Below are 22,551 nucleotides of genomic sequence, written 5' to 3' on the forward strand. Positions count from 1 at the left end.
TGCTATTGAGCGTTTTTTTTGTCATATCTGAATATGCACTTCAAGCAGTTAGGAGATTGACATGGAGTCGACCACGCCATGCATTAAATGCCAAGTACACACTAAGTACGTTGAAGAACAATCCGATCCAGACAACAACCGCTATGTTTTTGCCTACATAATTACTATCAAAAATCTAAGTCAGGAAACGGTTCAACTGATAAGCCGACGTTGGCTCATTACCGATGCCAATGGCAAACAGCTTACCGTAGAGGGCGACGGTGTCGTGGGTCAGCAGCCAGTGATCGAGAAAAATGATGAGTATACCTACACCAGCGGTACCGCGATCGAAACGCCACTCGGCGTGATGCAAGGGCACTACATCATGCTAGATGCCAACGGCAAACAGTTTACCGCTGAAATTGAGCCATTCCGCTTAGCCATTCCCAACATACTGAATTAAGGAACACTGTGGCCAACTACATTGTCGGAGACATTCAAGGCTGTCTCGATGAACTGCAGCTTTTATTAGCTAACGTTAGCTTTAACCCGCAACAAGATACCATTTGGTTCGCTGGCGATCTCGTCGCAAGAGGACCAAAGTCTTTAGAAACACTTAGGTATATTAAATCATTGGGAGATGCGGCTAAGGTTTGTTTAGGCAACCACGATCTACATCTTCTTGCGGTGTCTTTAGGCGTTCACAAAGCAAAGCCAAAGGACAAAACGTTACCTATCCTCGAAGCGAGCGACAGAGACGAGTTACTCAACTGGCTAAGACAACAACCATTATTGCTTGAACATGATGAGTTTGTCGTTTGTCATGCGGGGATCTCACCACAATGGACACTGAAACAAGCGAAGAAATGCGCAAAAAAGGTAGCAAAAAAGCTACGCGGAGACGATTGGCAGTCACTGATCAAAAACATGTATAGCAACGAGCCGGACGCCTGGTCTTCTGAACTCAAAGGGATTGAGCGACTTCGCTATACCATCAATGCTTACACCCGAATGCGATTTTGTTTTCCTGATGGTCGCTTAGACATGGGTTGCAAGCTCCCTCCTTCAGAAGTCAATCCGAGTGAATATGTACCCTGGTTTGCCCTACCATCACGTGAGCCACTGAGTAAAACTGTGATTTTTGGTCATTGGGCAGCGCTGGGTGGTTATGTCAGCGAAGAGGTCATAGGGCTTGATACCGGCTGTGTATGGGGTGGGGAACTGACCATGATCCGCTGGGAAGACAAAGCGCTATTTAGTCAGCCTGCGCTGTAACAATCGATAAAACTCGCCAGTCAATGAACTGGCGAGCTGTAAAAACTTAACGCTCTAACACCACGAACTCCATGTTGTAGGCGTTTTTTTCATCCGCACTGTAATGCTCACTATGGCTCTGCTGCCAACCTTCTCCCCAGTCAGGAAATTGCGTATCTCCATCAAGCTTGGCATCAATATGGGTCAGATACAGTTTGTTTGCCATCGGAAGACAGTGACTATAGAAGCTACCGCCACCAATGATCAGCGCTTCTTCGACATCGCTAACCAGCTCCAATGCCTGTTCAAGCGAGGTCACCGTATCCACACCTTCGATAGACAGCTCACTGTTACGACTCACAACAATATTGCGACGCCCCGGTAGTGGGCGTCCGATAGACTCATAAGTCTTACGACCCATAATCACAGGCTTACCCATCGTGCAGCGCTTAAACCAAGCAAAATCAGCCGGTAAATGCCACGGCATTTGGTTGTCCTTACCAATGATACGATTGTCTGCCATAGCGGCTATCATACTGATGATCATGATTGTTTATTCCTAATTAGACGATTGGGCGACGGCGGTAGAATAACAGCCCTGGCATCGCAAGACCAACCGCGAGTCCTGCGATAATGAACATCGCCTTCAAAAAGTTCTCAAGAAGCGTTGCTAGCAGCTCTGGGGTGTAGCCTAAGTGATTGATCTCCACCATCGCAATCATGGCTTTGAAAGCAAATACACCTGGCACCATAGGGATCAAAGCGGCGACTGTGAACACTTTTGGATGAGCCAAAAACTTATGAGACCAATGCACACCAATCATACCAACCAGAGTTGCGGCAAAAAAGGTCGCCCACTCAATCGGCACCCCGTAATGCATCATTAAAAAACGCGAGCCATGACCGATCGCGCCACCAATAGCGCAGTACGCCAACGCATTTTGCGGCACGTTAAATACCAGAGCAAAACCCACCGCTGGTATGGCGGCAAAAAACATATCATTAAGTAGAGCGAGTAGCAGTTCCATCATTACTGTACCCACCCTAATACGTTGGTAATGCTCATCGCACCAACGATACCTAAACAGGTCGCGAGCGTTAGTAAGCTTGCCATCACAAAGCGGGCAATCCCCATATTAATGTAGCCTTTGAGCATATCGGCCACCGAGTTAATCAGCGGAAAACCAGGCACCAACATCAGTACCGAAGAGGCCATCACTAACTGTGGCTTGTCTCCGATTCCATAAATCACGGCTTGTGCGGAGATGAGCGTAGTGACAAAAGCAGTGATCGCGAAATTGAGTAGCGGATTGAAGTGACGATGACCAAACTCCTGACGCACAATCATGCCCAAGCCAGACGCTAAAAAGGTCATACCAAACACCGCCCAATCTCCTCCGGCCAAGCGGCTAAAAGCAGCACAAGAAAGACCTATCATCACCACCACTAACCAGCGGTTGTAACGTTCTGGGCTGATTTGGTTAAGCTTTTTTTGAGCTAGTTGATAGTCGAGAATGCCCTTCTCCATCATGATGCAGATGCGCTGAATCTGCGTAACGACCCGCATATTCAAACCGCGATCTGGGCTTCGACGTGCCGTGGTGACGCAATGTTCGTTGTAAACAGTAGTGACGACTAGAGAGCTAGCAGAGAGCGATACTTCCACTTCATCCATGCCCGCTGCTTTGCCGATTCGATGTGTAATGTGACCAACCAGGGTGCTTTCAGCGCCATGAGCTAACAGCATTTGGCCTGCTTGAGCAATCAGCCGAGAGACTGCTCTTTGATTAGGTGCCATGTATCCTTCCAAGCATGTTGTTCCAGGCAAATGTTTTGCCAATCCATAATTTATTTGGCCGATTGGTTTCTGCCAAACAAAGTGCAAACGTTTGAGCCGGTTAGTTTGCCTCAGTTTCTGAGTCAGAGAAATGATTTAGGTACAAAAAAACCGCAATAACAATTGCGGTTTTTCATTCTAGATGCGGATTTAGTCACGAACGTAGACAACGTGGCCGTCATCTTCTTCGTCATCCCAATCATCCCAGTCATCGTCTTCGGTAATCACGTCTTTACCTGACATGGCATCTTTGTGGTAGTCATCCCACATGAAGTCGACTTTCTCTTCTTCAGAGACCTCTTCTTCCGCACGTGGTAGGGTTTCCATAAAGTCAGCTAACTTGTAGCAAAGCTCTTTAGTACCGCTCTTGTTAACCGCAGAGATCTTAAAGTATTCATCTTCCCAGCCAAGCGCATCAAGGATCTCTTGGATCACTTCATTTGCTTCTTCTTCTGGCATCAGATCAACTTTGTTGAATACCAACCAACGAGGCTTATCAGCCAGTTTATCACTGTACTGCTCAAGCTCATCGATGATGGTCAATGCATTTTCGATTGGGTTAGATTGGTCGATAGGCATAATATCGATCATGTGAAGCAGTACGCGACAGCGCTCTAAGTGCTTCAAGAAACGAATACCAAGGCCAGCACCATCCGCAGCACCTTCGATTAGACCTGGAATGTCAGCCACTACAAAGCTTTTCTCAGGGACCACACTCACAACACCAAGACTTGGGATCAAGGTCGTAAATGGATAATCGGCTACCTTAGGTTTCGCAGCAGATACCGCGCGAATGAAGGTTGATTTACCTGCGTTTGGCAAACCAAGCATACCCACGTCTGCAAGCAGAAGTAGCTCAAGACGCAACTCACGCATTTCACCTTTGGTGCCTAGCGTCTTTTGACGAGGTGCGCGGTTAACCGACGATTTAAAACGCGTGTTACCAAGACCGTGCCAACCACCTTTAGCAACCATGACTTTTTTGCCATGTTCAGCCACTTCTGCCACGATTTCGTTGGTGTGAATATCAACCGCACGAGTACCCACTGGCACTTTCATGACTTTATCTTTGCCACGCTTACCAGTACAGTTACCACCACGGCCATTTTCTCCGCGTTCCGCTTCATAGAAACGCTGGAAACGGTAGTCGATCAACGTGTTAAGGTTTTCATCTGCCTCGATATAGATATCGCCGCCGTCGCCGCCGTCGCCACCATCCGGGCCACCTTTCGCTACAAATTTCTCACGCCAAAAGCTAACAACACCGTTACCGCCGTCGCCCGCTTGGACTTTTACTACCGCTTCATCAACGAACTTCATCTCTTACTCCGACTACTTCTTCGCTTACCCACCATAAGGATAAGACGTCATCACGACGCACCTTATGGCTTCATTCGATTATCACTACATTTTAGCAGATGACAGAGACGACTCCCCACCAAGCTAGACCTTACTTTGTAAAGACTAAACCTAGAGATTCGTCTCTATCGACTGCCTTCATTTTCAATAAAAATAAAAAACCCCGCCGACTCGGCAGGGCTTTTGAATTCAGCTTGAAAGCATTGTGTAATTTAGCGAGACGCTTAATTACTCAGCTTCGATGCTAACGAATTTACGGTTCTTAGGACCTTTAACTTCGAATTTCACTTTACCTTCAGTAAGAGCGAAAAGAGTATGGTCTTTACCGATACCAACGTTAGTACCAGCGTGGAACTTAGTACCACGTTGACGTACGATGATGTTACCTGCAAGAACAGACTCACCACCGAAACGCTTAACACCTAGACGTTTGCTTTCTGAATCGCGGCCGTTACGAGTAGAACCACCAGCTTTTTTGTGTGCCATTGTTAAACTCTCCTAATCGATTAAGCGTTGATGCCAGTGATTTTCACTTCCGTGAACCACTGACGGTGACCTTGTTGCTTACGAGAGTGCTTACGACGACGGAACTTAACGATTTTAACTTTATCGCCACGACCGTGTTGTACTACTTCAGCAACCACTTTGCCGCCCTCTACTAGAGGAGCGCCAACTTGAATATCTTCACCGTTAGCAACAAGAAGAACTTTATCAAATTCAACAGTTGCACCAGTTTCAACGTCTAATTTCTCTAAACGAAGAGTTTGACCTTCGCTTACACGGTGTTGTTTACCACCAGATTGGAAAACAGCGTACATATTTTACTCCGCTTTTTCCGCACAGCCTTTTGATTGTTATTTCAACAAATAGGGTGTGCGCTAAACTAATCATCAATAGGGCGCAGATTCTACGCGAATGATTACCCTATGACAAGCCATATTTTGAAAAAATTGGCGAAACACTAATCGCCAATCGAAAGTGCCGCAATAATGCCCTTTCACCATGTATTAATCAACGTTTTTTAGTGTATTATTCACAGATTATAACCAACGATTAAGCCTTACAGGCTCTAAGCTCAACCGGGTACGTAATGGATTTTAAAGCTATCCAAGCACTGACTGCCGATGATATGGCAAAAGTGAATGAAACAATACAAGCACAATTAAACTCTGAAGTTAGCCTTATCAATCAGCTTGGTTTTTACATCGTGAGCAGCGGTGGTAAGCGATTAAGACCACTTCTTGCTATCCTGTCAGCCAAAGCGCTGGGGTATCAGGGCAATGCTCACACGACAGCTGCTGCTTTTATAGAATTTATACATACTGCCACTCTATTACATGATGATGTGGTTGATGAGTCCGACATGCGACGCGGGAAAGCAACGGCAAACGCGGCGTTTGGAAATGCGGCGAGTGTATTGGTGGGTGACTACATCTACACACGCTCGTTCCAAATGATGACGGCACTCGGCTCACTGCGTATCTTGGAGCTAATGAGTGATGCGGTGAATGTCATTGCAGAAGGCGAAGTTCAACAGTTAATGAACTGTAACGACCCTGATACAAGCGAAGACAGCTACATGCAGGTTATCTATTCTAAAACCGCGCGTCTATTTGAAGCCGCTACGCAAGTTGGCGCGATACTCAATGACGCTACGCCAGAAGTAGAACTTGCCCTACAAAACTACGGTAAATACTTAGGTACCGCGTTCCAGCTTATCGATGATGTCATGGACTACACCTCTAGCGGTGAAGATATGGGTAAGAATGTTGGTGACGACCTTGCAGAAGGCAAACCGACTCTACCACTTATCCACGCAATGCAACACGGTGAAGCACACGAGAGCGAGATGATTCGCGAAGCGATTGAGAAAGGTAATGGCCTGGACAAAATCGACGCCATCATGGCGACAATGGAACGTGTCGGCTCGCTTACATACACCGAAGACATTGCCTTTAAAGAAGCAGATAAAGCGATTGATGCGCTTTCTGTGGTTCCTGATAGCGAATATAAAGAGGCACTCGTCGCACTTGCCTATATGGCAGTTAAACGCAGCGCATAAAAAAGAGGTAGCGGCTCGAGTTGCTACCCCTTTTTACTTTGACTTCGCTCAGCGCTATCCTAGTAGTATTGTTCGCAGCCATTATGCAGTTGTTGGTCTTCTTGGATCTCGTCGGCGTCTAACGCCCACTGAACATCACTGCCAAGTGGCTCGACCAATACCGAATTAGACGTTTTGTCGATTACTAATACCTGACCCACGCCATGCTGGGACTCGACCCACATCCCCTTACGTACTTTGTCTATTTCCATCATCCATCCCCCATCTTGCAACACTGTTTTTACGTGCTCCTTAAGGGATAGATCAAAAAACCCAGTCTAGTAAAGACTGGGTTTGAATATTAAGCGGCTAAATTAGCAAGGTTCGGTGATTATTTCGCGAACTCAACACCAATCTCGATGTCTTTGTTTAGCGTTTCAAGCATGCCATCTAAAGCTGCTTTCTCGTAATCACTTAGCTCACCGTAGCTAAGGATAGCTTCTGCGCCATCTTTACCTAGCTTAACTGGCTGTGCGAAGAAAGGAGCGTGTTCACCATCGCCTTCAACATACGCGCATTCGATGACGTTTTCTTCACCTTGTAGGCCTTTCACTAGCGCTAGACCAAATCGACACGCCGCTTGACCCATTGATAGCGTTGCGCTGCCACCACCCGCTTTCGCTTCAACAACTTCAGTACCTGCGTTTTGAATGCGCTTGGTCAACGCTTCTACTTCTTCAGCCGTAAACTCAACACCTTCTACTTGAGAAAGAAGAGGAAGAATCGTGACACCAGAGTGACCACCGATAACCGGCACACGCACATCGCCTGGATCTTTTGCTTTTAGGTCAGCTACGAAGGTTTCTGAGCGAATCACATCCAGTGTTGTCACACCGAACAGCTTACGCTTGTCATAAACACCGGCTTTCTTAAGCACTTCTGCTGCGATTGGCACAGTCGTGTTCACTGGGTTTGTAATGATACCAATACACGCTGTCGGGCAAACTACCGCGATTTTTTCCGCCAAAGATTTCACGATACCAGCGTTAACATTGAATAGATCAGAACGATCCATACCTGGTTTACGTGCAACACCCGCTGAGATTAGTACCACATCGGCACCTTCAAGCGCTGGCGTTGGGTCTTCACCGGCATAACCTTTGATGGAAACTGGCGTCGGGATGTGGCTAAGGTCAGCCGCTACACCAGGAGTTACAGGGGCAATATCATAAAGGGCTAAATCAGAACCTGCTGGAAGACGGTTCTTAAGTAGTAGAGCTAGGGCTTGACCGATGCCACCCGCGGCACCAATAACAGCTACTTTCATGGTAGTTCTCCTTGAGATTGGTATCTCTTATTCATAGTTTTGTAGGGTAATTTTTCATCAGCTAGTAAAAAGCTATAGCATTCACTAATCGATTACAATCAATTAACCCCAGCTTTGCGAGGTCACGCAACTCGCTAATAACGTGCCACTAAACTAGCACGTAAACCCCCTCGTTAAAACCCACCTTTTACCTTGTTAATTATGAGGTTATGGTATTTTTCCGTGACATAGGTTTAAGTGATATTGTCGGCAGAAACCATGGATAAGTTGGTTAACATAGAGGTTCTGTGCCACAATACGGCGATCACTGCGAGTAGAACGAAGAATAAGAGGCGTATATGCGCAATAATGACAAACAAGATAATCTGGTTCGCGCGTTTAAAGCGTTATTAAAAGAAGAGCGATTTGGCTCTCAAGGTGAGATTGTCGACGCGTTAAAACACGAAGGGTTTGAAAATATTAACCAATCAAAAGTGTCGCGTATGTTGACTAAGTTTGGCGCAGTGAGAACCCGCAACGCCAAAATGGAAATGGTTTACTGTTTACCTGCTGAACTTGGCGTTCCGACTGTATCGAGTTCACTGCGTGAACTGGTACTCGATATCGACCATAACAACGCGTTAGTCGTCATTCATACTGGTCCCGGAGCCGCACAGCTCATCGCTCGATTGTTAGACTCACTGGGTAAAGCTGAAGGTATCTTGGGCGTTGTCGCTGGCGATGACACCATCTTTATTACTCCAACGCTTACAGTCTCTACGAAACAACTATTTGATTCTGTATGTGATTTGTTTGAATACGCTGGTTAAGTTTTAAACGTTAACATTCAGAACAATCTGTCACGGAGCAATCCGTTCCGTGACACCCGTCACATCTTGAAAAAATCAAACTCCACCCCTTAAATTCGCCTTAATTATCTGTTTTATTTGATTTATATTCCAAAAATACATCGCTTCCTGCCATTTCTAGCACAGACAAATCCCCTACATCTATTAACAATCCAGTAATTTTCTTCCAATTTATTTGGTATGATTGCGCCACTTTTTCAACATATGGATTGAAAAAGATGCCGTTTCCACATAGGAAACCTCTGAAGACAACTATAGTTATTCAGGGCTAATAATGAATAAGGAAGGGAAATTCATGGCATTTAAGAAACTTGTTAAAATCGGTGCTATTGCCGCTGCTGTAATGGGCGCAGGCGCTGTTAATGCTCAAGAGTTCATCACAATCGGTACAGGTTCGGTGACGGGGGTTTATTACCCTACTGGCGGTGCAATCTGTAAGCTTGTGAATAAAGGCCGTAAGGAACACAACATCCGTTGTTCAGTAGAGTCCACTGGTGGTTCTATCTACAATGTCAACACTATGCGTGCTGGTGAGTTAGATTTCGGTATCGTTCAATCTGACTGGCAATATCACGGCTACAACGGCACGAGCAAATTTGAAGAGCAAGGCCCTTACAAAAAGCTTCGTGCGATGTTCTCTTTGCACACAGAACCATTCAACATCATCGCTCGTTCTGATGCTGGTATCAACAACGTGACTGACCTAAAAGGTAAGCGCGTGAATATCGGTAACCCTGGCTCTGGTGACCGCGCAACAATGGGCGTTGTCATGGATGCAATGGGTTGGACTAACGATGACTTCAAACTCGCTTCTGAACTAAAAGGTTCAGAGCGTTCACAAGCTCTTTGTGACAACAAAATCGACGCGTTCGTTTATGTTGTTGGCCATCCAAACGGATCTATCAAAGAAGCAACAACATCTTGTGAAGCTAAGCTAATCTCTGCGACTGGCGAAAAAATCGATGAAATCGTTTCAGCAAACCCTTACTACGCTTACAGCAATGTACCGGCAGGTATGTACCGTGGCACAGAGGGTGACGTAAACAGCTTCGGTGTTGCCGCTACTATGGTAACCACATCAGATGTTTCTGACGAAACAGCATACAATGTGGCTAAAGCAGTATTTGAAAACTTCGATACATTCAAACGTCTTCACCCAGCGTTCGCTAACCTGAAGAAAGAAGACATGGTGAAAGCAGGTCTATCTATCCCGCTTCACCCAGGTGCTGAGAAGTACTACAAAGAAGTCGGTCTACTAAAATAAGACCACTTCGTAGGGGAGGCATCGCTTCCCCTACAGCTTTTCTATTATGAGTAACACTCAAAACAATTAACACCAGTGCATCCAACTGGTGTGGCTATTTGGGCTCTCTTTCCAAGCCCGTCATTAAGAGCCCAAAAACACAACAACTGCTACACGTTTGCATCCATTGACTACAATGTTAAATGCGAAATAGGTTCGTGCCTTTTTAATTAGCCTTTGGCTTAAACGTCACGAATCCAAAAATAATAAAGGACAACGTACATGACGCAGACAACACAACCGTCGCAAGATGTGCAAGACATGGTCGCACAGGCTGACACTGGCGCACGAAGCCCTAAGGGGATCCCTGCCAAAATTCTTTGGTTCGTGCCGCTATGTTGGTCACTGTTTCAACTTTGGTACGCTTCACCACTGCCATTTATATTTAACTTTGGCGTACTGAACGACACTGAAGCGCGCTCTATTCACCTAACCTTCGCTATTTTCCTAGCGTTTACCGCCTATCCAGCGATGAAGAGTTCGCCTCGAGACAGAATTCCTGCCATCGACTGGATTTTGGCGCTTGCAGGCAGTTTTTCTGCCGCCTATATCTATTTATTCTATACCCAGCTTGCTGGGCGCTCTGGAGCACCGACGACAATGGATATCGTCGCTGCAGTCACGGGCATGGTGTTGCTATTAGAGGCGACACGCCGTGCACTCGGTCCACCGCTGATGGTGGTCGCTGCGGTGTTCTTGCTGTATACCTTTGGTGGCCCATACATGCCGGACGTCATCGCGCATAAAGGTGCAAGCCTTAACAAAGCGATGTCACACCTATGGCTCACCACTGAAGGTGTGTTTGGTGTTGCACTTGGTGTATCGACCTCGTTTGTATTCCTATTCGTACTATTCGGCGCAATGCTTGAACGTGCTGGTGCGGGTGCATACTTCATTAAAGTTGCGTTTTCACTGCTTGGCCATATGCGCGGCGGCCCTGCAAAAGCCGCGGTGGTTGCGTCTGGTTTATCTGGCCTAGTGTCGGGTTCATCGATTGCCAACGTAGTAACCACAGGTACCTTTACCATTCCACTGATGAAGCGTGTTGGCTTTCCTGGCACTAAAGCTGGTGCAGTAGAAGTGGCCGCGTCCACCAATGGACAGCTCACACCACCAATTATGGGTGCAGCGGCATTCTTGATGGTGGAATATGTCGGTATCTCTTACGTTGAGGTTATTAAAGCTGCACTTCTGCCAGCACTGATTTCTTATATTGCTCTTATCTACATCGTTCACCTAGAAGCATGTAAGGCTGGTATGACGGGTCTTCCTCGTCGCCACACCCCAACACTGGTACAAAGCCTGCTGTCGTTTACCGGTACTATTTTGGGTCTGTGCGTCATCAGCGCCGTAGTCTACTACGGTATTGGCTGGACTAAAGGTGTGTTCGGTGATGCAGCAACACCTATTGTGGGTGCAGTTCTCCTGCTTGCTTATGTTGGCTTGTTACGCATTTCGGCTAAGTACGCCAAAGAGGGCGGTCTTGAGATTGATGCAGAACTAAATGAGGTTCCTGATCCGGGTCCAACCATTAAGTCTGGTTTACACTTCTTGCTACCAATCGTGGTACTGGTTTGGTGTTTGACGGTTGAACGTTTCTCACCAGGTCTGTCCGCATTCTGGGCAACTGTGTTTATGATCTTTATCCTGATCACTCAGCGTCCTTTGATTGCTTTAATGGCGAAAACCAATGATGTTACCGAAGAACTTAAAGCGGGCTTCGTTGACCTAGCAGAAAGTCTTGTCTCTGGTGCTCGAAACATGATTGGTATCGGCGTGGCCACAGCGGCTGCAGGTACCGTAGTGGGTGTTGTTACCCTAACCGGTATTGGCCTTGTGATGACCGACTTCGTTGAGTTCATTTCCGGCGGTAACATCATCTTGATGCTGCTGTTTACCGCGGTTATCTCACTTATCTTAGGTATGGGTCTACCGACAACGGCGAACTACATCGTAGTATCAACACTGATGGCGCCAGTGATTGTAACGCTTGGCGCGGCACACGGTCTTATCATCCCACTGATTGCTGTTCACTTGTTCGTGTTCTATTTCGGTATTCTTGCTGATGATACGCCACCAGTAGGCCTCGCCGCCTTTGCTGCTGCAGCCATTGCTAAGTCAGACCCTATCCGTACCGGTATTCAAGGTTTTACCTACGATATTCGTACTGCCATTCTGCCGTTTATGTTTATCTTCAATACACAGCTATTGATGATGGGCATTGATTCTTGGTGGCATTTGGCACTGACGGTGATTTCAGCGATCATTGCGATGCTTATCTTCTCTGCAGCGACGCAAGGGTGGTGGTTTACTAAGAACAAGTGGTGGGAAACGGTGCTGCTTCTAGTGCTCACTTTCACCTTCTTCCGACCGGGTTTCTGGTGGGATATGATCTATCCAGCTAAGGTTCTTTCACCTGGGGTTGAGATAGCTCAAATTACTGAAAACCTAAATGTTGGACAATCACTTGAGTTAAGAGTCGCCGGTGAAACACTGGAAGGTAAATACGTCGAGAAGACCGTTCGTCTACCATTTGAAGATGACGCAGTTGGTGCAGACAATCGTATCTCATCTATGGGTCTAATGCTTAATGAAAGTGACGGTAAGATGATTATCGATATGGTTGAATTTGGCAGCCCAGCGGAGGCATCTGGTCTAGACTTTGACTGGGAAATTAAATCTATCGTGCAGGAAGCGGATAGACCAATGAAAGAGTGGGTATTTGTACCTGCCCTGCTTTTGCTTATTGCTATGGCGATGAATCAAAAGCGTCGCGCTCGTCGTGAAAACCTGAGCGCATAGGTAAGTTAGGCTCCAAGTTTAATGCTTGGAGCCTTCTACCTTTAAACGGAACGGATAATACTAGCCAAGCTTATGCTTTACCCTATGCTAGTAGGGTAGGAACCAAAAAGAGAAATAACATGTACAAGCAAATCCTTGTTCCTGTCGATCTGAATGACAAAGGCTTTTCAGACAAAGCCGTCGAAATCGCCGTTTGGCACGCCAAACACTCCAATGCAGAAGTGCACCTGCTAAATGTACTGCCTGGCATTCACATGTCTATGGTCGCAAGCTACTTCCCTAAAGATGCGGCGGCACAAATGAAAAATGATGTGAAAGCACAATTAAAAGCGTTTGCCGAGCAGCATATCTCTGAAGATGTGGTGTACAAGGTACATGTTGCAGAGGGCAAGCCTTACGCGACTATCCTTGATTATGCTGAGCGCCTTGGCGCCGATCTCATCGTCATGCCAAGCCATAAACGCTCAAAGATTGATAAGGTTGTCCTAGGTTCTGTGGCGAGCAAAGTGGTACAAAACTCGCCTATTAACGTGCTGGTCGTTAAACCACAGACAAGTTAAGCCACAGACAAGCTAACCGAATGAGTACTAAAAAGTCCCACCTCGCGTGGGACTTTTTGTTTGTGCGGTTACTAAATGGCGATCCTCTATACCACTCGGTTCTGATCAACGCCTTCCATCGCGACTTCAAGGTTACTGACCAGTATCTCGCACAACTTGGTTATCGATGAATCGCTGCCCCACGCGACATGCGGCGTCAGTATTAAGTTGGGCAGTTGCTGATTGGCGACTAACGGGTTATCCATAGGCGCAGGCTCTTCGGTAAAGACATCAACGCCAGCACCGGCAATATCTCCCTGTTTTAGTGCTGCAATAAGAGCCGCCTCATCAACCAAGCCACCGCGACCGGTATTAATAAGCACGGCCGTCGACTTCATTTTACTCAGCGCAGCAGCATCAATCTGGTTTCGAGTTTCTTCAGTGAGTGGACACAGCAATGCTATAGCATCACTACTGGCTAAGCACTCCTCAAACGCGACATACCCTGAGCGGCACTGGGCAGCACCTTTACGTTCAGCAAACTGCACCTTAATACCGATGGCACGTGCCAATGCCGCCGTAGCCTGCCCTAGCACGCCACTGCCAATGATACCGAGTGTAGAGCCCGCCATATCTTGAATCGGATGAGTAAAAAAACAGAACTTGTTTTGTCGCGGCCACTCGCCTGTCGCAATATCACTATGATAAGCCAAAAGGTTACGCTTTAAGGCAAACAGCAAGCCAATTATGTGCTCTGGGACAGATTGGGTCGCATACCCTTGAATATTGGTGACTCGAATACCGCGCTGCTGGCAGTAGTCCAAATCCACATTGTTGACGCCCGTTGCTGCAACGGCGATGTGCTCAAGCTTGTCTGCGTGACTCAACACTTCCGCCCCCAAATACACTTTATTGCTCACCACGATATCGGCGTCAGCAATTCGCTGCATCACCTCATGAGGCTCAGTTTTGGAGTAATTGACCCATTGGTGGTCAAAAGCAGGCGTAGGAATATGAATGTGGGCTGGAATCGTGTCTCGGTCTAGGAACACAATCTTTTTGACGGCCATGAGCTCTCCTATGATATTCACGGCCGACAGTTATTTATGGCCGAGGTAGGCTCTTATAATCGGGTAATTGTGGCGCTGGGTCAAAGTGCTCAATCACAAGTTGCTCGGTCTGTGGGTAAAAATCACACGGGACAAAAATCGCCTGAAGCTGCTCGGTTTGTGGATGATAGAAACAGAGCTCTGAGGCATGCAGCTCTAAACGGTCAGAATAGTTCATGGCCTCTTCATGAGCATAGAACTCATCACCCACAATAGGATGACCGAGAGCCAGCAAATGAACGCGCAATTGATGAGAACGCCCAGTGATCGGAAACAGACGAACGATACTGGTTTTCTCCTCCCGCTCAACCACTTGGTAGTAGGTTTGTGACGGCTTACCATGCTCATAGCACACCTTTTGGCGCGGGCGGTTTGGCCAATCACAAATCAAAGGCAAATCAATCAGCCCTTCACTCTCTTTCGGCGTGCCCCAAACGCGAGCATAGTAAATTTTGTGCGTCAGACGGTATTGAAACTGCTTCTTTACCGAACGCTCTGCCTCTTTGGTTTTCGCCAGCAGCATAAGGCCTGATGTCGACATATCAAGTCTGTGCACCACCTGAATATCAGGGTAGTCGGTGACTAAACGGCTCCACATACTATCGTAATGCTCCGCCGCTTTTCCAGGAACCGACAACAGCCCAGAGGGCTTGTTGACCGCAAGGATGTGCTCATCCTCATAGACAATATCAGTCCAAGGATCAGTGGGTGGGGTGTAGCTTAGCATGGCCATAACAAGGTCTCGCAATGGAAATCAGAATAGCTGACAGGAAAAACAAAAGGCGCAACTTACGCTGCGCCATTGTATCAATCGCATCTCGGGTTGGCGAAATGCTTATTTGAAAAGCCGAATATATAAGCTTAGTTGTGGCTGACGACAATCAAGCGCAGCGAATCAAGCTGACCTTGTGCCTTATTGATGTAGCCATCTAGCTCAGCAATTTGAGACTCAATCGCTTCAATCTCTTCATCACGGATATTTGGGTTAACCGCTTTCAAAGCTTGCAGACGCTCAAGCTCGCCGTTAAGGCTCGCGTACATCGCTTTATGCGCATCTTCACGAACCGCGGTCACCTTCTCTTCAACCGCGCCGTTACCCGCTTCAATTAGACGATGAACGTCCGCTTGAACTGAGCCTACTAGCTTGCTCGCTAGATGACGGTTTACTGGGCTAAGTTGGCGGTTGAAGCCTTCAAACTCAACTTGTGAAGAGAGATCGTTGCCACGGCCATCCATCATCATGCGAATTGGTGTTGGCGGTAGGAAACGGCTAATGCCACTTTGCTTCGGTGCTTGCGCATCCACAACGTAAACCAACTCAAGCAAAATCGTACCCACTGGCAGCGCTTTGTTCTTCAGTAGCGATACTGCACTCGTGCCTACACCCTCACTCATCACCAAGTCGATACCGCCTTGGATCATTGGGTGCTCCCAACTGATAAAGTTCATATCTTCACGAGACAGCGCGGTATCACGATCAAACGTAATGGTCGCACCGTCGTATGGAAGACCTGGGTAGCTTGGCACCATCATGTGCTCAGATGGCGTCACCACAAGAGCATTCTCACCTTTGTCGTCTTGGTTTAGACCTATGGTGTCAAAGAGGCTCAGCGCAAACGTCACTAGGTTAGTGTCACCGTCCGTTGCTGAGATCTTCTCAACAATCTGCTGCGCCGCTTCGCCGCCATTGGAGTGCATTTCTAGCAGGCGATCACGGCCTTGCTCCAGCTCGTGTTTCAGCTCTTGGTTGTATTGACGAGAACCTTCAATCACATCATCAAGCTCACTGATATCACCGCTGGCTAGCATGTTAATGATGCTTTCTTGGTAGCGGTCATATACCATGCGGCCCGTTGGACAAGTTTCAGCAAACGCATTCAGACCTTCGTTAAACCAACGCGCTAGAATGCCTTGCGACGTGCCTTCTAGGTAAGGGACGTGTACATCGATATCACGTTTTTGACCAATACGATCTAAGCGACCAATACGCTGCTCTAGAAGATCTGGGTTGAATGGCAAGTCGAACATCACAAGCTGGTTAGCAAACTGGAAGTTACGACCTTCAGAGCCAATCTCACTACAGATCAAAACCTGAGCACCGCCCTCTTCCTGCGCAAAATAAGCCGCCGCTTTATCACGCTCTAGAATCGACATACCTTCGTGGAAGACAGTCGCGCGAATACCTTCGCGCTCACGCAATGCTTGCTCAAGTTGCAGCGCAGTACTGGCACGAGACGCAATGACCAAGATTTTCTCACTGCGTTTCGCGGTGATCTTCTCAATCAGCCAGTTAACTCGCGAGTCAAACTGCCACCAACTTGAATCTTCACCTTCAAACTCTTGGAAGATCTCTTCTGGGTAAAGCATCTTCATGGCGCGCGCTTCAGGCGTCATCTTACCGCCAATCATGCCAGAAACACGCATTGAAGTGGTGTACTGCTGCGGGATTGGCATCGGCACCAAGTTAACATTACGTGTAGGGAAACCTTTGATGGCGGCGCGAGTGTTTCTAAACAATACGCGACCTGTGCCGTGGCGATCCATCAGATTATCGATAAGCTCTTGGCGCGCTATCGCTTTCTCTTCATCACTGGCCTTACTTTCTAGCACATTAAGCAGTGGCTCTACATCTTGCTCGGACAGCAGTTCGGTAATTTGGTTTTTAGCATCATTAGCCAGAGCTTGACCTGAAAACAGCGCCGTTACCGCATCGGCAACCGGAGCATATTGCTCTTCTTCTTTAACAAATGCGTCGTAGTCAAAGAAACGATCTGCATCGAGAAGACGCAAACGGGCAAAGTGGCTTTCGCGGCCAAGCTGCTCAGGGGTAGCAGTCAGTAGCAGCACGCCCGGCGTTTTTTCTGCTAGCGCTTCAACCACTTGGTATTGACGGCTTGGCTGTTCTTGGCTCCACTCTAGGTGGTGTGCTTCATCGACCACCAACAAGTCCCACTCGCCCTCCAGCGCTTGTTCAAAACGCTTGCGGCTCTTGCGAAGGAAATCCAGTGAACACAACACAAACTGCTGAGTATCGAACGGGTTTTCAGCTTCCGCGTACGCTTCAATACAACGTTCTTCATCAAAGATAGAGAAATGCAGGTTAAAGCGGCGCATCATTTCGACAAGCCACTGGTGCTGCAGGGTTTCAGGTACCACGATCAACACACGCTGCGCTCGACCAGATAGTACCTGCTGGTGAATGATCATGCCCGCTTCAATGGTCTTACCTAAGCCTACTTCATCGGCAAGCAGTACGCGAGGCGCGTAGCGGCGACCCACTTCATGGGCAATAAACAGCTGATGAGGAATTAGGCCTGCACGCATACCACACAGACCACGCATTGGACTCTTGTGTTGTTCATACTGGTTGCTGAGCGCGCGGTAACGCAGCACAAAGTTGTCCATGCGATCGATTTGACCCGCGAACAATTTGTCCTGTGGCTTGTTAAAGCGAATTTGGTGGCTTAGAAAGATCTCGCGCAAAGCGACATTCGCTTCTTCAGTATCTTGACGGGTACCCACGTAAGTGAAGATACCTTGGTCTTCGATCACTTCTTCAACTTCTAGCGACCAGCCTTCTTGGCACTCAATGACATCACCGACATTAAACGTAACTCGGGTGACAGGCGCATCACTACGAGCGTATACGCGATTCTCTTCTGATGCTGCAAACATAAGTGATACTGTTCTCGCATCCAGTGCGACGACCGTACCCAAACCTAAATCACTTTCCGTATCGCTAATCCAGCGCTGCCCTAAAGCAAATGTCATAGAGAGACTACCTCAATTCGTGTCGATTTTTGTCATTTCAGCGGTAACACAGCCTGCCAAATCGTGGCGCACTGAGCTCAATACTCCGCCCAAATAATAGTAGGTGATAGAGCAAATTTTGCTCACCCCATCCCCTAGATGAAAGGTCGCTAATCTTACTTGAAGGCGTGATACAGGTCACGCCAATTACAAGGAAAAGCTGAGTTTTTTTTGAATTGTCGTGGTTGACATCAAACTGCAAAAAAACAGTGTCATTTCTGAGAACGAAAGTGACATTTTTCACTTATACTCAGAATGTAAACGTTAACGACATGTGACTACTCGCCAAGCCCTGATAGTCACCTCTCTCGTTAGCCTTACAGGGAATCAGGTTCAATTCGATATCATTCCAATTGAACGTAACACGGTTGACTCACTAAGATAGGACATCAGAGCCAGCGTAGATCCCCAGCATTGCTAGAACTAGTGAAACGGCTAGAACCAGCGAATGTGGACAGACAGTCTGACTCGATTGCCATCTGAGTTAACCGCAAAGGACAAGCGCCAGTTGCGGCAAGGAGACTCTATGGGCGATACCGACCGTAAAATTTTTGTTCTCGACACCAATATCCTTCTCCACGAACCTCACGCCATTTTTTCCTTCAAGGAACACGATGTCGTCATTCCGATGACGGTTCTCGAAGAGCTCGACCGAATTAAAGACAGCAAACGCGATGTCGCGCGTGATGCTCGTGTCGCCATTCGAGCCCTCGAAGATATTTTCAAAGACGCCACACCAGACGAGATTTCAGAAGGCATTCCGTTTTCCAGCAACATCGAGGCAACGGGCACCATTTCCATCCTCGCCGATTACGTACTGCAAGAAACCGTCAAAGCCTTTGCCGACAAAGAGGGAGACAACCGGATACTGAACGCAGTGCTCTATCTGCAGAACAAACGTTCACCACGCGAGGTGGTGCTGGTGACGAAAGACATCAATATGCGACTACGCGCTAAAGGGGCTGGCGTACGTTTTGTTGAAGATTATCGAACCGACCAACTGATTGATGATGTGCAGTATCTGACAAAAGGCTTCCAAAAATCGCAAGGCGCGTTTTGGGAGCACATTGATGAGGTTGAAACCAAAACCTTGGCCAGCAAGACCTATCACACCTTCGACCGAGAGGCGATTGACCCAACCTTCATCAACCAATACCTCATCGACGAGTCGAGCGACTTTGCAGGGCGAGTTGCCGACATCGACGATGATAAGGTGACGATTCGCGACTTGAGCCAAGAGCGCATGCTGTGCCGTCAAGCGTGGGATATCAGACCGAAAAATATCTACCAAGGCATGGCGATGGATGCCCTACTCGACCCGGACATTGACTTAGTCATTCTCACGGGTGCGGCAGGTAGTGGTAAAACCTTACTTGCCATGGCCGCAGCACTGGAGATGACCATAGAGCGTGGCATGTTCGATAAGATCATCGTAACCCGAAACACGCCGGACATTGGTGAGTCGATTGGTTTCCTACCGGGTACTGAAGAAGAGAAGATGATGCCGTGGTTGGCAGCGATTACCGACACCCTTGAAGCGCTGCACAAGAACGATCACTGTACTGAAGGGTCACTCAAATACATTTGCGATAAGGCTAACATTCAATTTAAGTCGATTAACTTTATGCGCGGTCGCTCGATTCAAAATGCGTTTGTGCTGCTTGATGAGTGCCAAAACCTAACCGCATCGCAAATTAAAACCATCATCACACGCTGTGGTGAAGGCACCAAGATCGTTTGCTCTGGCAACTTAGCGCAGATTGACTCGCCTTACTTAACGCCGGTGACCTCAGGGCTCACTTACATGGTAGAGCGATTTAAGAACTTTGGTGGCAGTGCCAATATTCACCTCAATGGTGTGGTGAGAAGCCGATTGGCGGAGTTTGCTGAGGAGAATTTGTGAGTCTTTCGCGGGATAGCAATACTACGGAATGACAATACTGGGTCATAAAACTAGTGCGTCATAAGAGAAGGCGTCATCCCCTTGAAAAAGGGGATGACGTTATATCAAATGACGGGATACCGAATGACAGTAATTATAGTCGTTCGTGTAAAGTTAGTCCGTGCCACCAACAGTTAGGGAATCCAGCTTCAAGCTAGGCTGACCCACGCCGACTGGCACGCTTTGTCCCGCTTTACCACACACGCCCACACCGCGGTCAATCGCTAAGTCGTTACCGACCATGGACACTTGCTGCATCGCTTCAATGCCGGAACCAATTAGTGTTGCGCCTTTCACAGGGGCGGTAATCTTGCCGTCTTCAATCAAGTACGCTTCTGAGGCTGAGAACACAAACTTACCCGAGGTGATGTCCACCTGACCGCCGCCAAAGTTTGGCGCATATAGGCCTTTCTTCACCGTTGAGATGATCTCTTCAGGAGAGTGCTCACCCGGCAGCATGTAGGTGTTGGTCATACGCGGCATTGGTAAGTGCGCATAAGACTCACGACGCGCGTTACCCGTTGGGTTCACACCCATAAGACGCGCATTGAGCTTGTCTTGTAGGTAGCCTTTCAATACACCGTTTTCGATCAGGGTATTGTACTGACCATGTACACCTTCATCATCAACGTTAAGTGAGCCGCGCAAATCTTGCAGCGTGCCGTCATCAACAATGGTACAAAGGTTTGAAGTGACTTGCTCGCCAACCTTGCCAGAGAAGACGGAGGACTCTTTACGGTTGAAGTCACCTTCTAGACCGTGACCTACCGCCTCATGGAGTAGTACGCCAGGCCAACCGGCACCGAGTACTACAGGCATCATGCCAGCTGGGGCATCAATCGCCTCAAGGTTGACCAGCGCTTGGCGAATTGCTTCGTCAGCGTAGTTGTAAGCAACCTGCTGACCTTCTTCCGTTGATAGGAAGAAATCATAACCATATCGGCCACCACCACCCGCACTACCACGTTCGCGACGATCGCCTTTTTGCGCCAGTACGCTAATCGACAAACGAACTAATGGACGAACATCACCCGCCAACGTGCCATCGGTTGCCGCGACCAGCATCTGCTCATACACACCGCTTAGGCTCACTGACACTTCTTTGACCAATGGCTCTTTGGTGCGGATGTAGGCATCGAGCTGCTTCAGAAGCTCGGTCTTTTGCTGCTTTTCCCAGCTTTCCAGCGGGTTTACTGCCGCATAATAGGCTTGGTTGTCGCTGCGGGTCAGCGCTTTAACTTGAGCGCTTTGACCTTGCTGGGCAATACCGCGAGCTGCGACTGCGCTCTGCTTCAGCCCTTCAAGAGTGATTTGGTCGGAGTATGCAAAACCGGTTTTCTCACCGGTTACAGCGCGCACACCAACACCGCGGTCGATGTTAAAAGAGCCATCTTTGATGATGCTGTCTTCAAGGACTAAAGATTCGTGCCAGCTGGATTGAAAATAAATATCTGCATAGTCAATTTGGCGAGTCGCAATGCTCGCCAGCGTAGCTTCAATATCTTGCTCAGAGAGACCAGTTGGGCCTAGTAGCGCGTCTTCTATGCGTTCCATATTTGATTGCTCTTAGTAAGTATAATTAGTGGAGATGTTGCTCGAAGCGGATATGCTTAGCGACAGGCATACTCTGCCTTACCTCTTCGACCACATCAAAATTCAATTCGGCAGTAATGGTGCCCGCTTGCTGCTCAAGTTGACCTTGGATCTCGCCCCAAGGAGACACCACCATAGAGCGCCCCCAAGTCTCTCGACCGCATGGGTGAGTACCACATTGATTGGCGGCAACGATCCAACATTGGTTTTCGATAGCTCTTGCTCGCAGCAGCACTTCCCAATGTGCCTTGCCAGTCACCGCGGTAAACGCAGCTGGCACAACAATCACGTTAGCGCCTTGCGACCTAAGTGCGCAGTACAAGTGCGGAAAGCGCAAATCATAACAGATAGATAGCCCAATCGCGCCAAAATCTGTCGGCACCATAGCAATGTTGCCCCCGGCCTTAAAGGTTTCGGACTCTCGATACGTCTTGTGGGCGTCATTCACATCGACATCAAACATGTGCAGCTTGTCGTAATGATTCATACGCTGACCATTAATGTCAAAGACCAATGTGGTGGTCGACACTTCGCTTTCGGAAATGCGAATAGGGAAGCTGCCAATGATCAGATTCACGCTATATTGTTTAGCAAGGTTGGCAAGCTTGGTTTGAAACTCACCCTGCCCCAAGTACTCTGCGTGCTGATGGTAGTCTCGGCGCTGGCCGAATACCAACGCATTTTCAGGCGTTAATATCCAGCGCATGCCTTTGTCTGCCAAAAACGCCACTTTTTGCTCAATGTGCTCAAAGTTACGTTGCGGGTCAGGCCCCGAGGTCATTTGTATGATTCCAAAGCGTTCCATGCT

The 22,551-nt window shown here is 47.9% G+C and carries 21 protein-coding genes; 8 read left to right on the plus strand and 13 right to left on the minus strand.

Annotated features, from left to right (window positions below; genetic code table 11):
• The first annotated feature begins 61 nt into the window (after nt 1-61).
• Nucleotides 62-442, plus strand: a complete 381-nt coding sequence (apaG, locus tag ACVA6Q_RS10265) for a Co2+/Mg2+ efflux protein ApaG (protein WP_353497065.1) — start codon at nt 62-64, stop codon at nt 440-442.
• Nucleotides 443-450: 8 nt separating this feature from the next.
• Nucleotides 451-1,254 (plus strand): bis(5'-nucleosyl)-tetraphosphatase (symmetrical) ApaH, encoded by an 804-nt coding sequence (gene apaH, locus ACVA6Q_RS10270; RefSeq protein ID WP_446647422.1) that lies wholly within the window; start codon nt 451-453, stop codon nt 1,252-1,254.
• Between the two features lie 46 nt (nt 1,255-1,300).
• Here the strand turns inward: apaH and folA are convergent, their stop codons facing one another.
• From folA to rplU, 6 genes are all read right to left on the minus strand, one after another.
• Entirely contained in the window at nt 1,301-1,780 is a 480-nt protein-coding gene (gene folA, locus ACVA6Q_RS10275) for a type 3 dihydrofolate reductase (protein ID WP_446647423.1), read from the minus strand.
• Between the two features lie 16 nt (nt 1,781-1,796).
• Nucleotides 1,797-2,264 carry a threonine/serine exporter family protein gene (locus tag ACVA6Q_RS10280; protein WP_162631228.1) on the minus strand — a complete coding sequence of 156 codons (468 nt, stop codon included), beginning with the start codon at nt 2,262-2,264 and terminating at the stop codon, nt 1,797-1,799.
• Complete coding sequence (locus ACVA6Q_RS10285) at nt 2,264-3,031, minus strand: threonine/serine exporter family protein (protein ID WP_353497068.1); 768 nt, start codon at nt 3,029-3,031, stop codon at nt 2,264-2,266. The genes ACVA6Q_RS10280 and ACVA6Q_RS10285 overlap by 1 nt, the downstream gene beginning before the upstream one ends.
• 189 nt (nt 3,032-3,220) lie before the next feature.
• On the minus strand, nt 3,221-4,390 hold the full coding sequence (cgtA, locus tag ACVA6Q_RS10290; protein WP_353497069.1) for an Obg family GTPase CgtA: 1,170 nt from the start codon (nt 4,388-4,390) through the stop codon (nt 3,221-3,223).
• Nucleotides 4,391-4,657: 267 nt separating this feature from the next.
• Entirely contained in the window at nt 4,658-4,915 is a 258-nt protein-coding gene (gene rpmA, locus ACVA6Q_RS10295; protein ID WP_004409945.1) for a 50S ribosomal protein L27, read from the minus strand.
• Between the two features lie 20 nt (nt 4,916-4,935).
• A complete protein-coding gene (gene rplU / locus ACVA6Q_RS10300; RefSeq protein WP_006074830.1) occupies nt 4,936-5,247 on the minus strand; it encodes a 50S ribosomal protein L21 in 312 nt (103 codons plus the stop codon).
• A 272-nt stretch (nt 5,248-5,519) separates the two neighbouring features.
• Between rplU and ispB the strand changes: the two genes are divergently transcribed.
• A complete protein-coding gene (ispB, locus tag ACVA6Q_RS10305) occupies nt 5,520-6,491 on the plus strand; it encodes an octaprenyl diphosphate synthase (protein ID WP_418641965.1) in 972 nt (323 codons plus the stop codon).
• A gap of 59 nt (nt 6,492-6,550) precedes the next feature.
• On the opposite strand, the gene ACVA6Q_RS10310 is transcribed toward ispB, so the two are convergent.
• Together ACVA6Q_RS10310 and mdh are read right to left on the minus strand one after the other, a co-directional pair.
• Complete coding sequence (locus ACVA6Q_RS10310; RefSeq protein WP_353497071.1) at nt 6,551-6,745, minus strand: hypothetical protein; 195 nt, start codon at nt 6,743-6,745, stop codon at nt 6,551-6,553.
• A 116-nt stretch (nt 6,746-6,861) separates the two neighbouring features.
• Nucleotides 6,862-7,797 (minus strand): malate dehydrogenase, encoded by a 936-nt coding sequence (mdh, locus tag ACVA6Q_RS10315; protein WP_353497072.1) that lies wholly within the window; start codon nt 7,795-7,797, stop codon nt 6,862-6,864.
• Nucleotides 7,798-8,135: 338 nt separating this feature from the next.
• Here mdh and argR point away from each other — a divergent pair, with 338 nt between their 5' ends.
• The 4 genes from argR (at nt 8,136) to ACVA6Q_RS10335 (ending at nt 13,310) form a co-directional block, all read left to right on the plus strand.
• A complete protein-coding gene (gene argR, locus ACVA6Q_RS10320; protein WP_042473435.1) occupies nt 8,136-8,606 on the plus strand; it encodes a transcriptional regulator ArgR in 471 nt (156 codons plus the stop codon).
• 334 nt (nt 8,607-8,940) lie between these two features.
• Nucleotides 8,941-9,909 (plus strand): TAXI family TRAP transporter solute-binding subunit, encoded by a 969-nt coding sequence (locus ACVA6Q_RS10325; RefSeq protein WP_446647424.1) that lies wholly within the window; start codon nt 8,941-8,943, stop codon nt 9,907-9,909.
• Nucleotides 9,910-10,170: 261 nt separating this feature from the next.
• Nucleotides 10,171-12,750, plus strand: a complete 2,580-nt coding sequence (locus tag ACVA6Q_RS10330; RefSeq protein ID WP_446647425.1) for a TRAP transporter permease — start codon at nt 10,171-10,173, stop codon at nt 12,748-12,750.
• Between the two features lie 119 nt (nt 12,751-12,869).
• Complete coding sequence (locus ACVA6Q_RS10335) at nt 12,870-13,310, plus strand: universal stress protein (protein ID WP_353497075.1); 441 nt, start codon at nt 12,870-12,872, stop codon at nt 13,308-13,310.
• Between the two features lie 86 nt (nt 13,311-13,396).
• Here ACVA6Q_RS10335 and ACVA6Q_RS10340 read toward each other — a convergent pair whose 3' ends face one another.
• The 3 genes from ACVA6Q_RS10340 to rapA all read right to left on the minus strand — a co-directional run bounded on the left by ACVA6Q_RS10340 (nt 13,397) and on the right by rapA (nt 18,169).
• The gene (locus ACVA6Q_RS10340) at nt 13,397-14,359 is read right to left on the minus strand and encodes a D-2-hydroxyacid dehydrogenase (protein ID WP_446647426.1); all 963 of its coding nucleotides are present in this window, start codon (nt 14,357-14,359) and stop codon (nt 13,397-13,399) included.
• 34 nt (nt 14,360-14,393) lie between these two features.
• Nucleotides 14,394-15,131 (minus strand): bifunctional tRNA pseudouridine(32) synthase/23S rRNA pseudouridine(746) synthase RluA, encoded by a 738-nt coding sequence (gene rluA, locus ACVA6Q_RS10345; RefSeq protein WP_446647427.1) that lies wholly within the window; start codon nt 15,129-15,131, stop codon nt 14,394-14,396.
• A 128-nt stretch (nt 15,132-15,259) separates the two neighbouring features.
• The gene (gene rapA / locus ACVA6Q_RS10350; RefSeq protein ID WP_446647428.1) at nt 15,260-18,169 is read right to left on the minus strand and encodes an RNA polymerase-associated protein RapA; all 2,910 of its coding nucleotides are present in this window, start codon (nt 18,167-18,169) and stop codon (nt 15,260-15,262) included.
• A 565-nt stretch (nt 18,170-18,734) separates the two neighbouring features.
• Here rapA and ACVA6Q_RS10355 point away from each other — a divergent pair.
• Nucleotides 18,735-20,111: a PhoH family protein gene (locus tag ACVA6Q_RS10355; RefSeq protein WP_353497079.1), complete on the plus strand. Its 1,377-nt coding sequence runs from the start codon at nt 18,735-18,737 to the stop codon at nt 20,109-20,111.
• 153 nt (nt 20,112-20,264) lie between these two features.
• Here ACVA6Q_RS10355 and tldD read toward each other — a convergent pair whose 3' ends face one another.
• Nucleotides 20,265-21,704, minus strand: a complete 1,440-nt coding sequence (gene tldD, locus ACVA6Q_RS10360; protein ID WP_353497080.1) for a metalloprotease TldD — start codon at nt 21,702-21,704, stop codon at nt 20,265-20,267.
• A 25-nt stretch (nt 21,705-21,729) separates the two neighbouring features.
• The gene (locus ACVA6Q_RS10365; RefSeq protein ID WP_353498731.1) at nt 21,730-22,548 is read right to left on the minus strand and encodes a carbon-nitrogen hydrolase family protein; all 819 of its coding nucleotides are present in this window, start codon (nt 22,546-22,548) and stop codon (nt 21,730-21,732) included.
• Between the last annotated feature and the right edge of the window lie 3 nt (nt 22,549-22,551).

The sequence above is a fragment of the Vibrio sp. DNB22_10_4 genome (genome assembly GCF_052879755.1).